Source organism: Micromonospora sp. MH99 (assembly GCF_021442385.1).
Classification (GTDB): Bacteria; Actinomycetota; Actinomycetes; order Mycobacteriales; family Micromonosporaceae; genus Micromonospora.
In genome coordinates, this window is the sequence record NZ_MUZA01000004.1 from 53,579 (window position 1) to 73,408 (window position 19,830).

A 19,830-nucleotide genomic window follows, 5' to 3' on the forward strand; every position below is an offset into this window, starting at 1 on the left:
ACCCTCTCGCGAGGTCAGTCCGTCAGTTTCCCGGCGAAGTAGTCGATGTAGGCCTGCATGTCGAAGTGGCCGTGCCCGGAGAGGGAGAAGACGATGGCCTTCGACTCGCCCGTCTCCCGGCAGCGCAGCGCCTCGTCCACCGCCACCCGCACGGCGTGGGTGGACTCCGGGGCCGGCACGATGCCCTCGCTGCGGGCGAACAGCACGCCCGCCTCGAAGCAGGCGGTCTGCGGGACCGCCCGCGCCTCGATCAGGTCGATGTCCCGCAGCGCGCTGACGATCGGCGCCATGCCGTGGTAGCGCAGCCCACCGGCGTGGATCGCCGGCGGGTGGAAGTCGTGGCCGAGGGTGTGCATCTTGGCCAGCGGGGTGAGCCCGGCGGTGTCGCCGAAGTCGTAGTCGTAGCTGCCCTGCGTCAGCGACGGGCAGGAGGCCGGCTCCGCGGCGACGAACCGCACCGTCGGGCCGCCGCCCAACTGGCGGCGCAGGAACGGCAGGGCCAGCCCGGCGAAGTTGGAGCCGCCGCCGGCCGCGCCGACCACGATGTCGGGGTAGTCGTCGGCCATCGCGAGCTGGAGCAGCGCCTCCTGCCCGATGATCGTCTGGTGCATCAGCACCAGGTTGAGCACCGAGCCGAGGGCGTACTTGGCGGCGCCGCCGCTGGACATCGCCGCCTCCACCGCCTCGGAGATGGCCAGGCCGAGGCTGCCGGTGGAGTCCGGGTCGGCGGCGAGGGCCGCCCGGCCCGCCTCGGTACGGTCGCTCGGGCTCGGGGTGACCGACGCGCCGAACGTCTCCATCAGTCCCCGCCGGTACGGCTTCTGGTCGTAGCTGATCCGCACCATGAAGACCTCGCAGTCGAGGCCGAAGTACGCGCAGGCCATCGAGAGCGAACTGCCCCACTGGCCGGCGCCGGTCTCGGTGGTCAGCCGCTGCACGCCGTCGAGCTTGCTGTAGTACGCCTGCGGCACGGCGGTGTTCGGCTTGTGGCTGCCGGCCGGGCTGACCCCCTCGTACTTGAAGTAGATCCGGGCCGGCGTGTCGAGGGCCTGCTCCAGGCGGCGGGCGCGCACGAGCGGGCTCGGCCGCCACTGCCGGTAGATGTCGAGCACCGGCCCCGGGATGTCCACGTCCCGCTCGGTGGTGAACTCCTGCTCGATCATGCCGGTGGCGAAGAGGGGTTCGAGATCCGCCGCGGTGATGGGCTCCCGGGTGCCGGGGTGCAGCATCGGGGGCAGTCCCTTGGGCAGGTCGGGAACCACGTTGTACCAGGTCGTCGGAATGTCACTCTCGGGCAGCACGAACTTCGTCGCGGTCATGGCCTCTTCCGATGCGGGTGGGGTGTCAGGGACTGGCGGTGGCCGGTTCGGCGAGTGCCGGCGCAGGCCGGACGGCCGGTCGGATCCGCAGCGCTGCGAACGCGACCATGCCGACCACCGGGGTCAGCAGGAGCAGCAGGAGAACGGGACGGTGGCCCTGGGTCTGCCAGATGAAGCCGAGACCCATCGGCACGACCAGCCGGGCGGAGCTGAGCACGAAGGCGTTCAGGGCCATGAAGCCGCTGACCCGGTGCTCCGCCACGTGGTCGGCGATGTAGGTGGGCACCACCACCGACGCGATGATCTCGCCGAGGGTCCAGACCACTGTGGAGAGCAGCACGGCGGGCAGCGAGAACGCGAACACCAGCACGGCCATCCCGGTGGACCAGAGCAGCCCCGCCACGATCAGCAGGACCCGTGTCGAGTACGCCTTGATCCGCTTCTCGATCAGCAGGCTGGCGCTGACCACGACGACGCTGTTGATGGTGTAGACCGCCCCGACCAGCGCCACCGACGAGTGCAGCACCGTGGTGACCGCGAGGGGCAGCGTGTATTCCAGACCGATCAGCGGCGCGACGTAGCAGAACGAGACGAGCACCAGCACCGCCACGTCGATGTCGCGCAGCAGCCCGGCCCGGCCGGTGGTCGCGGTCGACGACGACGTAGCGGCACGCCGGGTGTCCGCCGGCACGAAGAGCCAGATGGTGACCGCCGCGAGCAGCCCGAGCAGGATGTTCCCGGCGAACATCAGCTGGTAGGAGAAGGCCGCCGCGAACCCGCCGAGCAGCGGGCCGACGCCCATGCCGAGGTTGTTGGCGAGGTAGCTGACCGTGTACGCGAAGGGCCGCTCACCGGGCTCGGTCAGGTCGGCGATCAGCGTGTTCGCCGCCGGCGAGAACATGCCCATCCCGACCAGCGCGACGAAGAGCAGCACCGCGTACGTCCAGGTGGGACCGTTGACCAGCGCGAGGCCCAGGTAACCGGCCGCGTTGAGCAGCAGACTCGACACCAGCGCGGCGCGTCGGCCGGCCCGGGCGCAGACCGGGCCGCTGAGCAGGCTGCCGGCGAGCAGGCCGGTGCTGCCGACGGAGATCAGCACGCCCGCCTCGCCGGTGCTCAGGTGCCGGCTCTGCACGAGGTAGACCGCGAGCAGCGGGAACACGAACATGCCGGCCCGGTTGATGAAGGAGGCGTACACCAGCATCCGCAGCGGGCGCGGCAGGGCCCGGAACCGGGTCAGCCACATGACGGCTCCCCCACCGGCTCGGTGCGCACCTCGAAGGAGTCCCGGATGACCTTGAACCGGGCGCGGACGTCGTCGAAGTCCCGCCCCTCGCAGACGTACCAGCCGAGCACGTCGTTGGAGGCGGTCGGCACGGCGAGCACGTCCCCGACGGTCTTCCACACGTCCGCGTCGCGCACGGCGTCCAGCGCCCGCAGCTCGTCGGCAGTGGTGATCGCGGTGATCCGGCCGTACCTGTCGGAGCACAGGTATTCGGTGCCGATCTCCGGGCCGAGGGTGGCCGCCGGCACGTGCGCCGGGTCCAGTTCCAGGCGGCACCACTCCCCCGCCAGGTTGATCCCCCGGCCGGCCTGGATGGCGGGGACGATCGAGCCGCCACCGGCCCGGGCGGCCGCCTCACCGAAGACGACCTCGCCGTCGTCGCGGAGGAAGAACTCCACGTGCGCCACGCCGGTGCGCATCCCGAAGCCGCGCAGCACTGTGGCGCTGGCGTCCAGGATGCGCCGCTCCGCCGGGGTCAGACCGTGCTTGCGGGAGACCGTGCCGCCGGGCTCGTCGCGGAACTCCAGGACCGAGTACGTGTAGCGGGAGAGCTGCTCGAAGACCACCTCGCCGTCGCGCAGCAGCGAGTCGACGTGGTACTCGGCGCCCCGGACGTACTCCTCCACCCGGTAGTCGTGCCGGTCGTCGGCGACCAGCGGCCACACCCGGGCCAGGTCCTCGGTGGAGTCCACCCGGTGGGTGTCGCCGCAGGCCCAGCCGGCGTACGGCTTGATCACCACCGGCCAGCCCACCTCGGCGGCGAACTCGGCGACCGCCCCCACCGTCTCGGGGCGGCACGAGCGGGCCACCGGCACGCCCAGCTCGGTGGCCCGGCGGTGCATCACGTTCTTGTCCCGGAAGGTCAGGGCCTCCTCCGGGTCGAGACCGTCGATGCCGTGGTCGCGCCTGCAGTACGCGGCGGTCAGCACGTCACCCTCGAAGAGCGGGAAGATGCGTCGCACCTGATGCGTGGCGACGATCGTCGCGACCACCGAGCGGACGGCAGCGGTGTCGTCGAGGTCGGCGTGGTAGCAGGGCAGGCCGGCGGCTTCGGGGGCGGGCTGCCCGGTCGGCAGCAGCGCCACCGTGGTCACGCCCAGCTCGGCGGCGGCGGCGACAACGCTGCGGAACTGGGCCGCGTACCGTCCGGCCGCCGGCCGGTAGATCACCAGGATCGCGCGGTTCACGGACGGCCCCCCTGGTGGTTGCCGGCGGGGCTGAGCGGCCCGGCGGTACGCAGGACGGCGCTTGTCGTCCCCGCGTCGAGCACCGCCTCCTGTCGCGGGGCGTCGGACTCCTCGTCGAGGGCGGCGGCCAGCCGGGCCAGCGCGTCCACCACCTCCGCCCGGCCGCCGGGGTGGGCCGACTCGACGGTGAGCAGCAGCCGGTGCCGGCCGAGGTCGGTGCGGACCAGGTGTCCCTGCCGCCAGTTCCACCGCCGGGAGTGGGCCCGCCCGTCGGTGTCGGCGTAGACGACCTCGCCCGGCTCGGGTCGCTCCGGTGCGTCGGGCACACCGAGCGGCAGGAAGGTCTCGGTGCCGTCGGCCGGTCGGACGACGAGGTCGGTGATGCCGTCGACCGCGCACGAGGCCACCGGCAGCGCCGCGCCGAGCGAGACGGCGTTGCAGAGGTCGACCAGGGCGTTGATCCGCGGCAGTCGGTCGCCCTTGGCGACCCGTCGGGCGATCGACTCGGCGGCGCAGGGGAACCGGTTCGGGTTCACCCCCACCGTCCGGTACGCCTCCCGCCACGCGGCGATGCCCGGCAACTCGGCCACCCCCGCCTTGTCCAGGTCGGCCGCGTGCAGCGCGTCCTCGGCGGCGGTCAGCAGCGCCGACACGCGGGGAGGCGCCGGGGCGACCTCGACCGCCGGCAGGGCGAGCACGCCGAGGACGTAGTCCGGCACTGCGGTCAGCACCCGGTCGTCGATGCGGACGGTGAGGGTGTCCGCACCGTCGCTGAGCTGGGTCATCGTGATCCTCGTGTGGTTCGGGTCCGATTGTCGGTCCGACCGTACGCAGCGCTGTGACCACTCGGTGTGGCCAATCCGGGGTGATCCGGTGTGGCCAATCCGGCGGTCGGTGGCTGGTCGTCGCGACGGCCGGCACGGGCCCGCGCGCCGAGCAGCGTGGTGCCCACCGCCAGGACGCAGAGCGCGGCGCCGACCGGCCCGAGCAGGTCGAGGGCGTCGCCGCCCCCGTGGTGCAACAGCCGGTTGCCGAGGAAGCCGCCGAGGGCGATGCCCACGAACGTCGCCGAGGAGTTGAGGGACAGCAGCAGCGGCCCGGAGGTCGGCGCGATCGTGAAGAGCCGGTGCTGCTGGGCCGGCTGCGTGGCCATCGCGGTGACGCCCCAGGCCGCCATGGCCAGCGCGGCCGGAAGCAGCGCCTGCCGGGTCAGCGGCAGCGTGACCAGCACCAGGGCGAGCCCGGTGATCGAGACCACCAGCACCGGCAGGCCACCGAAGCGGTCGGTGGCCCGCCCGCCGAGCACCGTCCCGGCGACCGCCGGCACACCGAAGACGAGCAGCAGCACCGCGAGCAGCGTCCCGTCGCCGTCGGTGGCCGGCGCGAGCAGCGCCCCGACGTACGTCAGGGCCAGGTAGCCGCCGGTCATGAAGAGCGCGGTGGTGAGCACCGCCAACCCGACGCGGCTCTCGCGGGCCGGGGCGAGCCGGGCCGCCAGCGACGGGCCGGGCGGCAGCGCCAGCCTCGGCAGGCCGACCAGCACCGCCACCGCGCAGGCGGCGCCGAGGGCGGCGAGCAGCCAGAAGGTGGCCCGCCACTGCAGGTCGGCGGCGAGCCAGGTGCCGAACGGCACCCCGACCACGGTGGCCGCGGAGAGGCCGCCGAGGACCACGGCCATGGCCCGGCCGCGCCGCTCGGGCGGGGCCAGCGCGGCCGCCGACGCGGTGGCGGCGGGGACGTAGAGCGCGGCGCTGACCGCCGTGAGGACCCGGGCCAGCAGCAGCAACGGCAGGTCGGGGACGAGCGCCGAGGCGACGTTGCCCACTGTGAACCCGACGAGCGAGATCACCAGCACGGTACGCCGTTCCAGCCGGCCGGCCAGCGCGCCGAGCACCGGGGCGGCGACGGCGTACGCGAGGGCGAAGACCGTGCTCACCCACCCGGCCGAGGCGACGCTCACCCGCAGCGTGCGGGCCACCTCGGGGAGCACCCCGGCGACGACGAAGGTGTCGGTGCCGATGGCGAACGCCCCGACGGCGAGCAGCGGGACGACAGGCACGGACCGCCGCATCACGCGACTCCCGCCGGCTGCCCGGCGCGGTAGCGGGTGGCGTCCCCGGCGACCACCCGGCCGCCCAGCAGCACCAGCTCGATCGCCTCCGGCCGGCCCAGCACCGTGATGTCCTCGGCCGGGTCGCCGTCGGTGATCACCAGGTCGGCCAGTCGGCCCGGCTGCACCGTGCCCGCCTCGTCGCCCCGACCGGCCAGCCGCGCGCCGTTGGCGGTGGCCCAGGTCAGCACCACCGGCGCGGGAATGCCGGCCATGCTCACGTAGGTCTCCAGCTCCTCGGCGTACCGGCCGTGCGGGGTCCAGGCGAAGCCGAAGTCGTCGCCGGCCACGATCGGGATCCCCATCTGCACCATCAGCGGCAGGATGCGCAGGGTGTTCTCCACCTCGGCCTGGAATTCGAGGGTCTCCAGGTACTCCGGGGTCTTGCCGTGCCGGGTGCCGTCGGTGAGCAGCCGGTACGGCTGGTGCAGGCTCGGCACCACGAAGATGCCCCGCTCGGCGATCGCCTCCAGGGCCGCGTCGTCGGCGTAGGTGGCGTGGTCGATCACGTCGACCCCGGCGGCGATGGCGTTGCGGATGCCGCCCAGCCCGCGCGAGTGGGCCCGGATGCGGACCCCCCGCTCGTGCGCCGCCCGCGCCGCGATCACCAGCTCCTCGGCGGTGAACAGCAGCTCGTGGGAGCGGCCGTTGGGGAACGTGTCGTCGCCGGTGGAGAAGACCTTGATGATCTCCGCGCCCTGTTTGACCTCGGTGTCGACGTACTCGATCAGCTCTTGCGGGGTGTCGGCCAGCCGCATGAGGTCGCTCGGGATGCGTTGCTTGACCGCCGGGTTGCGGCGCTCCGGCGGACCGGACACCATCAGGTCCCGGCTGCACGGGGTGATGCGCGGACCGGGCAGCCGGCCGGCGTCGATCGCCCGGCGCAGCGCCATGTCGATGCCGGCCACCGAGCCGGCGCCGACGAAGGCGGTGTAGCCGAGGCGCAGCATCGCCGCCGCGTTGGCGGCAGCCCCGAGGGTCACCTCCGGGATGCTGTACTTGAACAGCATCTCCCGACCGTCGAGCACGTTCAGGTACGCGATGTGGGTGTGGCCGAGCGTCATGCCCGGCATGACCGTCCGGCCGTCGAGGTCCAGGACGTCGACGCCCGGGTCGTGCAGGGGCGCCTGCGCCTCGGGTAGCACGGCCACGATGCGCTCGCCGTCGAGCAGCACGCTGTGGCGCGGCCGGGAGGGCACCCCCAGTCCCTCCTGGACTGTGGCGCGGTGCAGCAGCATTCGTCGGGACACGAGGCGTCTCTCCGGTTCTCTCGGTGTCTGGTCTCAGCGGCGGCCGAACAGGGTCCACACGATCTCGGCGCCCGGGCGGCGGGCCACCCACCGCAGGCCGTGGCGCTCGACCCCGGGCGCGTTGGTCACCGCGAGGTCGGCGCCGCCGGCGGCGAGGATCTCGGCGGCGTGCTGGGTGGAGTCGGCGTCGACCCACCGCACCGACCGGTCCCGCAGGGCCGGTGGCGCGAGGTCGGTGAAGATCCGCCGGACCTCCCAGAGGGCGGCCACGGCGAGCTGACCCCCGGAGGCGTCCGGGTCGCGGTCCGGCTGGGCCGCGATGCCGTACTCCGGGGTGGCCTGGGCGAAATAGGCCTCCAGCCGCAGGTCCCGGTGCCAGTGAAAGCGGGTGAGCCCCTGATAGGCGCTCGGCACGAGGGCCTGGTCGACCCGCCGGTCCACCAGCGCCGCGAGCACCGCGTCGAAGGTGTCGGACAGCTCGACGCGCAGGCCGTGCCGCTCGGCGAGGAACACCGCGGTCAGGTGGCTCGACGTCCCGGGCGGGCCGAGCGTGGCCAGCGTGGTGCCGGGCCGGCTCGCCCAGCCGTCCACCACGCTGCGCCAGCGCCGCCCGTACGCCTCGGCGAGCGGCCCGGGCAGCGCCGGCACCCGCTCGTCGGCGACTGTCTCAGGTGGTGTAGCCACGGTTGCCCGCCATCCGCTGCGCCACCTGGGTCTCGTGGTCGGTCTCGACCCGCCGGTCGACGATCCGGGCGGCCTTCCAGCTCACGAAGGCGCCGGTGCTGACGATCGGGTCGAGCCCGTCGGTCAGCTCCACCTCGACGGGTACGCCGAGCGCGGCGGCGGCCCGCTCCCGAACGCCGTCGGCCACCCCGGCGGGGTCGTCGACGAGCTCCTTGAGCAGTTCCAGGCGGACGGTCAGCCGGTCGCCCCCGGCCGCCGGGTCGTGGTCGATCACCACCTGGTAGCCGCCGGAGCCGGTGACCCCGCTCAACACGGCCGTCTCGACCTGGCCGGCGGTGAAGCGTCGACCGCCCAGCTCGATGCGGTCCAGGGTCCGCCCGACGATCTGCACGAGGTCGCCGGCCATCTCGCAGTCACAGTCGGACGCCTCGACGATCACCGCGTCGCCGGTGCGGTAGCGGACCAGCGGCTTCACCCCGTCGATCAGCATGGTGACGGTGAGTTCACCGCTGCCGCGCGGGCCGTGCGACGCGCCCGTCTCCGGGTCCACCACCTCGATGAGGTAGTTGGTCTGGGAGAGGTGCATCCGCTTGTTGCGGCAGGCGGTGGCGATGACGAACGCCTCCTGCGAGCCGTACAGGATGTTGTAGACGTCCGCGCCCCAGACGGATTCCAGGTTTCGGGCCAGCGCCGGGGTGCACATCTCGCCGGTGACGAAGAGCAGCTTGACGGCGAAGTCCTCGCGCAGCCGGTAGCCGTAGTGCTCGGCCGCCTTGGCGAGCATCATTGCCACACCCGGCGTGCAGCAGACGACCTCCAGCTCCAGGTCCTTCATGAGCTGCAACGCCTTGGCGAACCCGATAACCGGCGAGTACGGCCAGATCTTCGCGTTGAGCGAGCCGACGTTGCGGGCGATGTCACCGAGGGTGTCGCCGAAGGAGTGCACCTCGGTCGGGCCCATCAGCCCGATCCGCGGCGGGTGGTCGCCGAAGTGGTGGCGGAAGATCGACGCCCAGGACTCGGTGACGTGGGCGTTGCTGGCCACCACCTCCCGACCGTCGCGGGGGCACGGTGTCGCGCGGCCCGTCGTGCCTGTCGTCTCGTAGAAGAAGACCCCGTCGGCCAGCGGTCGGCTGAGCACGTCGAGCATCTCCTCGCGCAGGTGCGTCTTCGTCGTGAAGGGCAGCCGGTCGAGGGTCGCCGGGGTGATCGTGGCGAGGTCCACGTCGGCCAGGTGCCGGGCGTAGAACGGCGACCCGGTCGTCACCTGGTCCAGGACCGTGCGCAGTTGGCGTTCCCGCCACGCGTCCAGGTCGGCCGGGTCGAGGGTGCGGTCGTAGAAGGCCTTGTGCAGGGCCAGGTAGTCGACGGCGAAGTCGGCCGCCGGTCCAGTGGTCGGAAGCCACATGGTCGGGATCCTCTCCAGGGGTGCGCCGGCTGCGGTGCGATCGGCGCTCGGGCGGTGACGCGACTCAGTGCAGGCCGCCGTTGACGTCCACCACAGTGGCGGTGACGTAGCTGCTGGCCGGGTCGGCGAGCCAGGCGACGGCCGCGGCGATCTCGGCCGGTGTGCCGAACCGACCGACGGGGATCCGGGCCCGGTAGTCGTCCCGGCGCTGCGCCGGAATCCGGGCGGCCATCGGGGTCTCGACCAGGCCGGGAGCCACCGCGTTGACCCGGATGCGGTGCTCGGCGAGCGACCGGCCGAGGCTGTGGGTGAGCGTGATGCAGGCGCCCTTCGACGCCCCGTACGCGGCGTCCGGGCTGCCGGACTGCCCGCTGATCGAGGCGACGTTGACCACCGTGCCCGGCCGGCCGGCGCTGATCAGGGCGCGGGCGAACGCCTGCGTGCAGAAGAACGCGGCGCCCACGTTGACGTCGAACACCTGCGCGTACGTCTTCGGGTCGTAGTCGAGAAAGTCGCGGGCGTGGTAGACCCCGGCGTTGTTCACCAGCACCTCGGGCAGGCCGTACCGCTCGCGGATGTCCGCGAAGAGCCGCTCGACCTGTTCGGGCACTGCCACGTCGGCGACCAGCGAGGCGTACGCCGCCGGGTCGCCGCCCGGGTCGACGTCGACGCCGAGCACGCGGTGCCCGGATCCGGTCAGGGCCGCCGTCACGGCCCGGCCGATGCCGCCGGCCGCCCCGGTGACCACGGCGAGGGGCGCCGACCGGTCGGTCATGACGATCCCGCCGTCAGCGCCGGCGACGCGCTGCGCAGGAAGTTGTCGAACAGGCGCAGCCCGTCCTCGGTGAGCACGCTCTCCGGGTGGAACTGCACCCCCTCGACCGCCAGGGCCCGGTGTCGTACCCCCATCACGTAGCCGTCGTCGGACGACCGCGCGGTGACGTGCAGGGCCAGTGGCGCCGGGTCCGCGACGATGAGCGAGTGGTAGCGGGTCACGGTGAGCGGGGCGGGTGCGCCCTCGAAGACCCCTCGACCGTCGTGCGTGACGACGCTGGTCTTGCCGTGCATCAGGTGCCGGGCGACCGCGACGGTCCCCCCGTACGCGAGGCCGATCGCCTGATGTCCGAGGCAGACGCCGAGCAACGGGACCTGGCCGGCGAAGGCGTGCACCAGCTCCACGTGCCCGGACTCGGCGGGATGACCCGGCCCGGGGCCGAGCACCACCGCGTCCGGTCGCAGGGCCGCGAGCTGGTCGCTGGTCCGCGTCCGGGAGCGGACCACGACGGTCCGCGCGCCGAGCGTCCGCAGGTACTGGTCGATGATGTGGGTGAAACTGTCGTACGCGTCGACGAGCAGGACCTTCACGACAGCAGCTCCGCACCGGTCAGGGCCCAGAAGGTGGCGTTCATCTTGGCCAGCGTCTCCCGCCACTCGTCGCCGGGTGTGGAGTCGGCCACCACTCCTGCGGACGCCTGGGTGCGGTAGCGCCGGCCGTCGTGCACGGCGGTGCGGATGCAGAGCGCGAGCACGGCGTACCCGCGGACGTCCACCAGGCCGACGGCGCCCGCGTAGACGCCCCGGGGCTCGTCCTCCAGGCCGTCGATGATCTCCATCGCCCTCAGCTTCGGCGCACCGGTCATGGTGCCGGCCGGGAAGGTGGCGCAGATCGCCGCCCACACGTCGGCGTCGTCGGCGAGCTGGCCGGAGACGGTGGAGACCAGGTGGTGCACGTACGCGAACGGCTCGACGTCGAACATGGCGTCGACGCTGAGCGTGCCGGGCACGCAGACCCGGCCGATGTCGTTGCGGCACAGGTCGACAAGCATGACGTGCTCGGCCCGTTCCTTCTCGCTGGCCGCCAGCTCGGCCACCCGTCGGCGGTCGGTGTCCGGGTCGGCGGCCCGGGCCGCGGTGCCGGCGATCGGCCGCATCGACAGCCGGCCCTGTTCGATGCGCAGGAACAGCTCCGGGCTCGCCCCGATGACGGTCTGGCCGGCCCACGGGGTCAGGTACATGTATGGCGACGGGTTGCGGTGGCGCAGCCGTCGGTAGACCTCCAGCGGTGTGAGCGTGGTCTCCACGTCGATGCGGTGGCCGATCTGGATCTGGTAGCTGTCCCCCACCTCGATGTGGCGCAGGCACTGCTTCACCCGGGCGGCGAACGTCTCCTCGTCGACGGTGTCCCGCACCAGGCTCGGCGGCGGGGCGGCCGGCACGTCCAGGTGGTCGCCGGCCGGCCCGGGAAGGTCCGGCAGCTGGGCGGCGGCGTCGTCCCGCGGCAGGTGCGGGCCGGAGGCGGAGAGCTGGCGCACCGTGCCGGCGCGCAGGTCCCACCAGACGGTGTGCCGGAACAGCGCGAGTGTGCAGCGTGGGATGTCGTCGACGACCCGGTCGACGGAGAGCTCGTCCATGTCCCGCGCGGCCTCGTACGCCAGGGTGGTGAGGAAACCGAAGGCGAAGCTGTCGGCGGGGACTGTGGTGCGGACCGCGAACGCCCGCTGCACGGCCCGGACGGCGGCCCACACCTCGCTCGGCCCGGCGACCGGCCAGACCCGCTGGGCGTCGCGGCGCCGGACCGGCTCGCCCAGCACGGCGGTCAGCACGGCGGCCAGGGCGTCGCCGAGCGCACCCTCGGCGGTCACCTCCAGCCGGTCGGCGATGAACCGCACCTCGGCGAGAAGGCCCCAGCCGACGGCCGCCGCACACCGGTCCTGCGCCGGACCGTCCAGGCTTTCGAAGAGATACAGATCGTTGTCAGCGCAACTTTCCGCGAGTGCCGTATAGAGCGACAATGGATCGATCGACGGCAGTGTGACAGATGTCACCTCTACGGAAATTGAGTTGGTCAATGGTGTATGCGCCGTCGCCATCGAATGCGACGGGATCGGCCCCGTGGCGAGTTCGGTTGACAATAGGGACACTTGCGGAACCCCCTCTGAACAGCCCGATTTCCGCGCCACCGTTGGCGCTGACCCCGCCGATGACACGGCAGGTCGGACCCTTCCCCCCAGACGAAAGGACTCGCACGACCACTCCGACACCGGCGACGAAAGCGTCCGCATTGGACATTCTCGGAACGTACGCCCTGATTCGCCGGTCAGTGAGCGGTTGCGCGCCCGGCCAACACTTTCCACAGGCACGGATCACGCTGTCCATACCACTTCGGCGATCTCGGAGCGGACCACTTGTCACTGAATCTAAGCCTGTCAATAGACGCCCAATCACGTGAAACGCTGGCGGTGCAGCTCCGTAACGCATTTCGTACGCAGATCGAGGAGGGCACACTGCGCCCCGGCACGCGCGTGCCGTCGAGCCGGCAACTCGCCGCCGATCTCGGGGTGTCCCGCAGTGTGGTCGTCGAGGCGTACGAACAGCTCTGCGCCGAGGGGTACCTCGTCTCCCAGCACGGCTCGGGCACGTCCGTGGCGGCCGCACGTGCCGACGTCGGCTCGGCGCTCACCCCGGACGACCGCGCGCCCGCGGCTGCGGTCCACGACCTGCGCACCGGCGGGCTGCACGACTCCACCTTCCCCCGCCAGGACTGGATCCGGGCGGTCAGCGCGGTGGTCACCTCGGCCGGCCGCCGCGAGCTGGGGTACGCCCCACCGTCCGGCCTGCCCGTCGTCCGGCACACCCTCGCCGGCTACCTGGGCCGGGTACGCGGCGTCCGCACCCGACCCGAACACCTCATGATCACCTCAGGCTTCGCGCAGGGCCTCGCGCTGCTCTGCCGCGAGCTGCGCGACCGGGGCCACGACACCATCGGGGTGGAGGATCCCGGGCACCCGGGCGAGTGGGAGTTCATCGCCGAGGCCGGACTGCGTCCGGTGGGCATCCCGGTGGACGGCGACGGCATCCGGGTCGACGCGCTGGCCGCGAGCGGGGTCCGCGCCGCGCTCGTCACCCCGGCCAGCCAGTTCCCGACCGGGGCCACGCTCAGCGCGCAACGCCGGGCGCACCTGGTCGCCTGGGCGCAGGAGGTGGACGGCTACCTCATCGAGGACGACTTCGACGCCGCCCTGGTCGCCCCGGCGCAGCGGATGCCGGCGCTGCAGAGCCTGGCGCCGGACCGGGTGATCTACGCCGGCAGCGCCAGCAAGGTCCTCGCCCCGGCACTGCGCCTCGGCTGGCTGGCCACCCCGCCCGACCTGACCACACGCGTCGAGCGGATCCGCGCCGGCTGGGACATCGGCTGCTCCGGCCTGGAGCAACTCGCCCTCGCCCGGCTGATCGACACCGGCGCGTTCGACAGGCATCTGCGCCGACTCGGCGCCGACGTGCGGAAACGCCGTCAGACGGTCCAGCAGTTCGTCTCCCGCCACCTGCCCGACGTCGCCGTCCTCGGTCCGAACGGCGGGCTCCAGGCGTACCTGGTGCTGCCGGCGCGGTGCGCCGAGGAGGCGTTGGTGCAAGCGGCCCGCCGTCGGTCGGTGCTGGTGCGCGGCGGCCGCTTCTACGCCCTGCGCACGGACGACCGGCCGCCGGCGCTGGTCCTCGGCTACGCCGGGGTACGCGGCCCCGAGCTGGGCCGCGGCCTGGCCGGGATCGCCGCGGCGTACCGGGAGACGACCGGCGGCAGCGGTTCGTGAAGCGGTAATGCGCTTGGTTCAGGCGGCCGGCTCCGGCAGAGTGCTCCAGTGACCGCACGGGGCCTGGACATCGACGGAACCATCGCGCGCGAGGGCTCGCTGGGGCAGGTCCCGGCGGCGTTCGTCGACGTCGTCGCTGCGGCACGCGCGCGGATCGTCGACTCCTTCGGCGACGGTCGACTGCACAGCGCCTACCTCTACGGCAGCATCCCGCGCGGCACCGCCAGACCCGGGATCTCCGATCTCGACCTGCTGCTCGCGCTGCACGCGGAGCCGACCGACGCGGACCGGCGGCATGCGGAGCGGATCGAGCAGGCCCTCGACGGGTCCTTCGCCCAGATCGACGGCGCGGGCATCCTGCTGTTCAGCACACGCACCCTGCTCAGCGAGCTGGAACGCCACGACCTCGGCTTCTTCGTCGCCTGTCTGTGCACTCCCCTGCTGGGCGACGACCTCGCCGACCAACTCCCCCGTTACCGGCCCACCCCGTTGCTCGCCCGCGAGACCAACGGCGACCTGTCACTCGCGCTGGCGCCCTGGCGCCGCCAGGCCGCCGAGGCGGAGACCGACAACCAACGCAAGGTCCTGAGCCGGCTCGTCGCCCGTCGCGTCGTCCGGACCGGATTCACGCTGGTCATGCCTCGCTGGGGCGGCTGGACCAGTGACCTCACGGAGTCCGCCGCCGCGTTCGGGTCCTACTATCCCCAACGTGCCGGCCAGATGCGCAGGGCTGCCGTCGTGGGTCGCGCACCGTCGCCGGACCCTGCCGTCCTGCACGAGCTCATCGACGACCTCGGGCCGTGGCTCGCGACCGAGTACGCGGCCGTGCACGGCGAGAAGACAGACCGCCCCGGCCACCATGCGGCGCCGGCGCCTGGTTCAACCGCCGCCGATTCCTGAGGCCGGTGCCCGGTACCGCGGGGTCAGCGTGGCGATGCCGTGACCGATCGCGGCCGATCCGACACCGTGTCGGCCCTGCCGCGCCACCAACGGCGCGACGCCAGCGCGGCCAGCCCAGCGCCGGCGGCGTTGAGCAGGACGTCGTCCACTGACGTCACCCGGTCCAACCGCAGGACGTACTGCGCGGCCTCGACCAGGACCGAGCAGCACGCAGCGAGCACCAGGATCCGTGGTACGGACGCCAGTGCCGCGAACCGCAGCGGCGCGAAGAATCCCAACGCCGCGAACACCAGCAGGTTGCCGACGACCTGACCCGTCAGCGTCAGCAGCCCTCCGTCGGAGAAGATGGTGAACAGGTCACGGAGCGGCACCAGGCTCAGCCGCCCGGGAACAGCACCCGCCCGGGAGCCCGGCAACATGATCATCCAGACCCACGGCAGCGTCCCGTACACGATGCCGACCTCGGCCAACGACGTTCGCCACGCCCGCGGGGCGCCGTTCGCACGGCGACGGCGGGCCAGTGCCCACACCGCCAGCGCGGCCAACGGCAGTGCGGCCACCGTGAGGAGCACCACGCCGGTGAACGAGCCGACCCAGCCGTGCCACCCCTCGATCACCATCCGGGCACCATAGCCGCCTGGCCACCGTGACGCCGCCAGACGTCCGCGGCCTACCGGGAGACGACCGGTTGTTCAGTCGGCACGCCCGGCCGGGGTCGGCTCGCGCACCATGAACACGTCCACCGGGTCCTCGGTCTCGACGGTGAATCCGTGCCGCTCGTACAGCCGCCGGGCCGGGCTGCCCCGCAGCACGTTCAACCGGACCCGGACGCCGTCACGGTCACACCGTTCGAGCAGTCCGCGCAGCACTGCCGCGCCGATGCCGCCGCCCTGCACGTGGGGAGCCAGGTAGAAGTGCTCCAGCCAGCGCACGTCGTCGGCCGGGCGCAGCGACACGCAACCGGCGAAGGCGCCGCCCACCTCGATCACCCAGGTGTGCGCGGGCGCGAAGCCGTCCCGCAGGCGTTGCCGCACCCGTTGCTCGTCGTAGCGCCCGAGCCGTTCCAGATCCGCCCGCAGCACCACGGACCGCAGCTCGGCCACGGCCTCGACGTCCGCCGCCGACGCCTGCCGCATCGCCCAGTCCCCCATGATCGCCAGGCTACGACGTGACCCGTCGCGTCGTACCGGCCCCTCAGGTGGCCCGGACCGCCTCGATGATCGACTCGGCGACCTCACTCGGCCGGGCCACCGCCATCGCGTGCGAGCCACCGACGATCTCGCGCTGGCCGCGCGGGGCGGCCCGCTCGGCCATGAACCGGTGCACTGCGGCCGGGATGTTCATGTCGGCGTCGCCGAACACGAACCAGCTGGGCAGGGACCGCCAGGCGGGCTCGCCGGTAAGTCCGTCGCTCAGAGCCTGCTCGGTGATCGGCCGCTGGGTACGGGCCATCAGCGCGGCGACGTCGTCCGACGAGTCCGCGGCGAACTGCGCGTGATAGGCGTCCTGGCCGATCGCCACCTCGTTGCCGCCGGTCGACAGCGGGTACTGCACCAGGGTGTCGGCGAGCGTGCTGCCGGGGAACTTCCCGGACAGCGCCAGCGCCGATTCGCCGGTGTCCGGGGCGAAGGCGTTGACGTACACGAGGGCCCGGACCGAGGTGTCGCCCGCCGCGGCCTGCGTGATCACCATGCCGCCGTACGAGTGGCCGACGAGGACTACCGGGCCGCCGATCCCGTGTGCCACGTCCCGCACGTACGCGGCGTCGCCCGCGACGCTGCGCAGCGGGTTCGCGGCGGCCACCACGTTGTACGCGGCGCCCAGCCGCTCGATCACACCGTTCCAGCTCGCCGACTCGGCGAACGCGCCGTGCACGAGGACGATGGTGGGCTCCGGATCGGGCATGACACGCGCTCCCTTGCTCCGTGACAGTGGTCATCCGCCGGCCGCGCCGGCACGCCTGATTACCCGTTCGGCGACCGCGAAACGTGCCATCTGAGCGCAGGCTCCCATGCTGTGCCGACCGGCTGCTCCGGCGCCGTAATCGGCTTGTGCCCGGTGGGGAGGGCTCCTTACCTGTTGCCCGTGACCGACCTGCGAACGCCGCGACTGTGGCGCGCAACGTAGGCGAACGGTGGTCCGTCCTGGCTCGGGCCCGCGGGGGCCGCCAGCGCTGCGGACTATCGCTAGAGTGGGACGCCGGCCAGTGCTGTCAACAATGGCTGTCAGGAGAGCGTGTGGCCGTACGGGTTGTTAGTTCGATGCCGGGCGATCCCTCGTATCCGGTCGAGGTGCTGTACGACGGGTGGAGGATATGCGCCTCCAACGCGGAGGAAGCCCTTGGCCTGATCGTTGAGGGATACCGGGACATCACGCCTGGACCCGCGCGGATGCAGGCGCGACTCGCGCTGGCGCTCCGGGCCCGGACTATGGTGCAGACGCTGCTCAATGCCGGTGAGCTCTTCGACCAGAGCACGGACGAGCAGCGGCAAGTTCTGCTGGCGCGGCAGGACGCGCCGGCGCCGCGCGTCGAGGTGTGGGACGGCGTCGTACCCCTGGTGTTGGTGACCTCGTTCTACCGGCCGCTCGGGGACCGAGACCAGCCACGCGTGGCCGGGCCTGGTCAAGTCTGGTGGATCGATCCGCACACCTCCGGCTCTCTTCTGCGGACGCTTCACCAGGCGCGATGGCTTGACCTCACGCGGATGGAGGCGAGCTCGGATGATCAGGGCGGCCCCTACCGCAATCTTGGCTCGAACGGCGCTGCTGGCTACTGGTGGCGCCCCTGTGCTGCAGGTGTGGGCGCGTGACGGTCGATCACGCACTGGTGGTGCCGACAGACCAGCAGATCCGGGCACTGCACGAGCGGTACGCGCCGAACGAGGAAGCCTTCGATCTGGTCTACACGCACTGCCAGATCATTTGCGCCGTGGCTGAGCAACTCCTCGAAAGGCACCCCTCGCCCCTGAATGTCGATCTGGTGCGGGCGGGAAGTCTGCTGCACGACATCGGTGTCTACCGCCTCTACGATGCGACGGGGCAGCTCGATCACGAGAACTACATCCGTCATGGGGTGCTGGGGCATGCGCTCCTGCGCGATGCCGGACTTCCCGAACTGATCGGCAGGTTCTGCTCTCACCACACCGGCGTCGGGCTCACCCGTGACGACGTGCTGCAGCAGCGCCTGCCGCTACCGGTGGGTGACTACATGGCCGATACGGCGGAAGAGCAGCTGGTGACGTACGCCGACAAGTTTCACAGCAAGACGACGCCGCCCACGTTCGTGACCAGCTCCTCCTACGTTGCTGGTCTGCGGCGGTTCGGTGAGGACAAGGTGGCCCGGTTCGCGGCATTGGTGAAGAAGTTCGGTGAGCCGGACCTGCTGTCACTGTCCCGTAGCTATCAGCAGCCGCTGATCTGAGTCATCGGCCAAGGGCTGCTGATGTCGGGTCTCTACCGGCGCCTGCCGAGGTTAGGGTCCGGACCTTGGGTGTGCCCCGGCCTGGACGATCGGATGTCACCGCCCCGCCCTGATGTGGCCTGTGGCGTGGATCGCTGGGGCGGAAATGCGAGGGCAGCCAATCTTGCCGGCGTGTTGGTCCGCTGCGTCTCGCTGCGGGGCTGAAAGGTGATGATGCTGGAGATGGGCCGGCCGCTGTCGGGCACCCAGACGAAGTAGCTCTCGGCGGCCTTCGGCCAGCGAAGGTAGTGCCGGTTGCCAAAACTGGTGAGCTCCCCGTCCACGGCTGCCCACATCTTGGCCGTTTGGCCCCCGTCGATGAAGCAGCCCCAGCGGAAGCCCGGGTCAGCCGCGATGGAGTCTCGTGCTTCCTGCGGGGTAGCGCCCTGGAAGACAGGGGAGCCCGGACGGCCGTCGAACAGCCGTAGGTGGGTTCGGCCCACGCGGTCCTCGAAGACCGCCATCCGGGCCCTCCGGCTGGGCGCGAACGGCGGTACGACATCGAGCGATCGGTCCGTGTTGATGGGATGCGCTGCGAAGTCGGCGACGTCCAATGATGGCCCCACGGTTGCGGCGGAGTCGGGGAACGTCTCGGCGCGCAGCTCGCCGATGCTGCGAACTTCCAGCAGGTTGTCACCGCGGAGGTCGATGTGCCGAGTCGGACACCTCATCACGAGGTCGTAGGCGAAGATGTCCAAGGCGCCGGACGCGGCCACGCCCGTGGACCGAAATCCGCGTCCACCGGTCGAGATGAATCCGACATCGACCCAGTCGGCGGCACGGCCCAGGGCGGGCGTTACGCGTGACGCCTCATCCAAGACTCGCACGCTGCCCTTCGTCGGGTCGTTTCGGCGCGTGATCACCATGTTGCCGTTGCCGAAGGCATAGCACTCGGCCTGTCGCCCGGTGAGGCTGCCGGTCCACGTCAGCTCGGCCCCATTGATCATGACCGTGCCGGCGGCGGCGAGATTGCACGTTGACAGCACCCCAGCCCGAGAAATGAGGGCCTCGCGATCGACCACCGGCATGCTGAGGATTCGACCCTGCTCGACGGCGAGGTTCAGGCTTGTTTGTACGGGCAGGCCGGACGCCTCGTCGAGCAGGGTGAAGAAGGCTGCGGTGGAGGTTGCCGGGGCGTGCCGCGCCGCGTCGACGGCGGTGGTGGGGCGAGGCGTGAAACGCACCGCTGCCGTCGTAGCACTCGGTGTCCAACTCAGGTCGTAGACGTTGGCAAAGCCACCGTCAGCGAAGCTCAACGGGCTGGTGCGCAACATGAGGCCGCTGCCGAGGTCGGTTTCCCGCACCGCCACTGGTCGGTCGATCTCGGATTCCATGAATCGGGCCGCGTCCTGCAGCGACCGGAACCGACGCTCATCAGCCATCGGACGCAGCCAACCAGGTTTGCTCGCCAGCCTCGGACCGCATCGCGGCGCGCTCCCTCCCCCGGGGTCACACCACTCTCTGGTGCGGCGGCGTGAGAGTCCATAGTGGCAGGACCAACTCGTCAGCGTGGTCCGCCTCCTGGAGGTCGTCCTGTTGTCGACGCCTCCGCGGGACCGGCAACCCTCGGCGTCCGGAACAACTTGACACTCGTCGATGTTAGCGCCAACACTTAGGGCCGTTACGTGGGCGCAACGC

General features: G+C 71.9%; 19 protein-coding genes. 4 read left to right on the top strand and 15 right to left on the bottom strand.

Annotated features, from left to right (window positions below; all coding sequences use genetic code 11):
* Window positions 1-14: 14 nt before the first annotated feature.
* The 11 genes from B0E54_RS03385 to B0E54_RS03435 form a co-directional block, all read right to left on the bottom strand.
* Window positions 15-1,319 carry a TrpB-like pyridoxal phosphate-dependent enzyme gene (locus B0E54_RS03385; RefSeq protein WP_234581762.1) on the bottom strand — a complete coding sequence of 435 codons (1,305 nt, stop codon included), beginning with the start codon at window positions 1,317-1,319 and terminating at the stop codon, window positions 15-17.
* 25 nt (window positions 1,320-1,344) lie between these two features.
* Window positions 1,345-2,565 (bottom strand): MFS transporter, encoded by a 1,221-nt coding sequence (locus B0E54_RS03390; RefSeq protein WP_234581763.1) that lies wholly within the window; start codon window positions 2,563-2,565, stop codon window positions 1,345-1,347.
* Window positions 2,556-3,791, bottom strand: a complete 1,236-nt coding sequence (locus tag B0E54_RS03395) for an ATP-grasp domain-containing protein (protein ID WP_234581764.1) — start codon at window positions 3,789-3,791, stop codon at window positions 2,556-2,558. The genes B0E54_RS03390 and B0E54_RS03395 overlap by 10 nt, the downstream gene beginning before the upstream one ends.
* Window positions 3,788-4,576, bottom strand: a complete 789-nt coding sequence (locus B0E54_RS03400) for a B3/4 domain-containing protein (protein WP_234581765.1) — start codon at window positions 4,574-4,576, stop codon at window positions 3,788-3,790. Before B0E54_RS03400 ends, B0E54_RS03395 begins: the two co-directional genes overlap by 4 nt.
* Window positions 4,573-5,862 (bottom strand): MFS transporter, encoded by a 1,290-nt coding sequence (locus tag B0E54_RS03405; protein ID WP_234581766.1) that lies wholly within the window; start codon window positions 5,860-5,862, stop codon window positions 4,573-4,575. The genes B0E54_RS03400 and B0E54_RS03405 overlap by 4 nt, the downstream gene beginning before the upstream one ends.
* Window positions 5,862-7,151, bottom strand: a complete 1,290-nt coding sequence (locus B0E54_RS03410) for an amidohydrolase family protein (protein WP_234581767.1) — start codon at window positions 7,149-7,151, stop codon at window positions 5,862-5,864. The genes B0E54_RS03405 and B0E54_RS03410 overlap by 1 nt, the downstream gene beginning before the upstream one ends.
* Before the next feature lie 33 nt (window positions 7,152-7,184).
* Entirely contained in the window at window positions 7,185-7,835 is a 651-nt protein-coding gene (locus B0E54_RS03415) for a prephenate dehydratase (RefSeq protein WP_234581768.1), read from the bottom strand.
* Entirely contained in the window at window positions 7,819-9,243 is a 1,425-nt protein-coding gene (locus B0E54_RS03420) for a phenylacetate--CoA ligase family protein (RefSeq protein ID WP_234581769.1), read from the bottom strand. The genes B0E54_RS03415 and B0E54_RS03420 overlap by 17 nt, the downstream gene beginning before the upstream one ends.
* 64 nt (window positions 9,244-9,307) lie before the next feature.
* Complete coding sequence (locus B0E54_RS03425; protein WP_234581770.1) at window positions 9,308-10,018, bottom strand: SDR family NAD(P)-dependent oxidoreductase; 711 nt, start codon at window positions 10,016-10,018, stop codon at window positions 9,308-9,310.
* Complete coding sequence (locus B0E54_RS03430) at window positions 10,015-10,608, bottom strand: aminodeoxychorismate/anthranilate synthase component II (RefSeq protein ID WP_234581771.1); 594 nt, start codon at window positions 10,606-10,608, stop codon at window positions 10,015-10,017. Before B0E54_RS03430 ends, B0E54_RS03425 begins: the two co-directional genes overlap by 4 nt.
* Window positions 10,605-12,068 (bottom strand): anthranilate synthase component I family protein, encoded by a 1,464-nt coding sequence (locus tag B0E54_RS03435; RefSeq protein WP_234581772.1) that lies wholly within the window; start codon window positions 12,066-12,068, stop codon window positions 10,605-10,607. The genes B0E54_RS03430 and B0E54_RS03435 overlap by 4 nt, the downstream gene beginning before the upstream one ends.
* 414 nt (window positions 12,069-12,482) lie before the next feature.
* Here B0E54_RS03435 and B0E54_RS03440 point away from each other — a divergent pair, with 414 nt between their 5' ends.
* Together B0E54_RS03440 and B0E54_RS03445 are read left to right on the top strand one after the other, a co-directional pair.
* Window positions 12,483-13,832 (top strand): PLP-dependent aminotransferase family protein, encoded by a 1,350-nt coding sequence (locus B0E54_RS03440; RefSeq protein ID WP_234581773.1) that lies wholly within the window; start codon window positions 12,483-12,485, stop codon window positions 13,830-13,832.
* Between the two features lie 48 nt (window positions 13,833-13,880).
* The gene (locus tag B0E54_RS03445; RefSeq protein WP_234581774.1) at window positions 13,881-14,732 is read left to right on the top strand and encodes a nucleotidyltransferase domain-containing protein; all 852 of its coding nucleotides are present in this window, start codon (window positions 13,881-13,883) and stop codon (window positions 14,730-14,732) included.
* Between the two features lie 23 nt (window positions 14,733-14,755).
* Here the strand turns inward: B0E54_RS03445 and B0E54_RS03450 are convergent, their stop codons facing one another.
* From B0E54_RS03450 to B0E54_RS03460, 3 genes are all read right to left on the bottom strand, one after another.
* Window positions 14,756-15,352 carry a VanZ family protein gene (locus tag B0E54_RS03450; protein WP_234581775.1) on the bottom strand — a complete coding sequence of 199 codons (597 nt, stop codon included), beginning with the start codon at window positions 15,350-15,352 and terminating at the stop codon, window positions 14,756-14,758.
* Between the two features lie 72 nt (window positions 15,353-15,424).
* Window positions 15,425-15,883, bottom strand: coding sequence for a GNAT family N-acetyltransferase (locus tag B0E54_RS03455; RefSeq protein ID WP_234581776.1), 459 nt, complete (start codon window positions 15,881-15,883; stop codon window positions 15,425-15,427).
* Window positions 15,884-15,926: 43 nt separating this feature from the next.
* Window positions 15,927-16,637 carry an alpha/beta fold hydrolase gene (locus B0E54_RS03460; protein WP_234581777.1) on the bottom strand — a complete coding sequence of 237 codons (711 nt, stop codon included), beginning with the start codon at window positions 16,635-16,637 and terminating at the stop codon, window positions 15,927-15,929.
* Window positions 16,638-16,969: 332 nt separating this feature from the next.
* Here B0E54_RS03460 and B0E54_RS03465 point away from each other — a divergent pair, with 332 nt between their 5' ends.
* Both B0E54_RS03465 and B0E54_RS03470 read left to right on the top strand, forming a co-directional pair.
* Window positions 16,970-17,542, top strand: a complete 573-nt coding sequence (locus B0E54_RS03465) for a hypothetical protein (RefSeq protein WP_234581778.1) — start codon at window positions 16,970-16,972, stop codon at window positions 17,540-17,542.
* Window positions 17,539-18,153, top strand: a complete 615-nt coding sequence (locus B0E54_RS03470; protein ID WP_234581779.1) for an HD domain-containing protein — start codon at window positions 17,539-17,541, stop codon at window positions 18,151-18,153. The genes B0E54_RS03465 and B0E54_RS03470 overlap by 4 nt, the downstream gene beginning before the upstream one ends.
* 32 nt (window positions 18,154-18,185) lie before the next feature.
* Here the strand turns inward: B0E54_RS03470 and B0E54_RS03475 are convergent, their stop codons facing one another.
* On the bottom strand, window positions 18,186-19,574 hold the full coding sequence (locus B0E54_RS03475) for a hypothetical protein (protein ID WP_234581780.1): 1,389 nt from the start codon (window positions 19,572-19,574) through the stop codon (window positions 18,186-18,188).
* Window positions 19,575-19,830 lie beyond the last annotated feature (256 nt).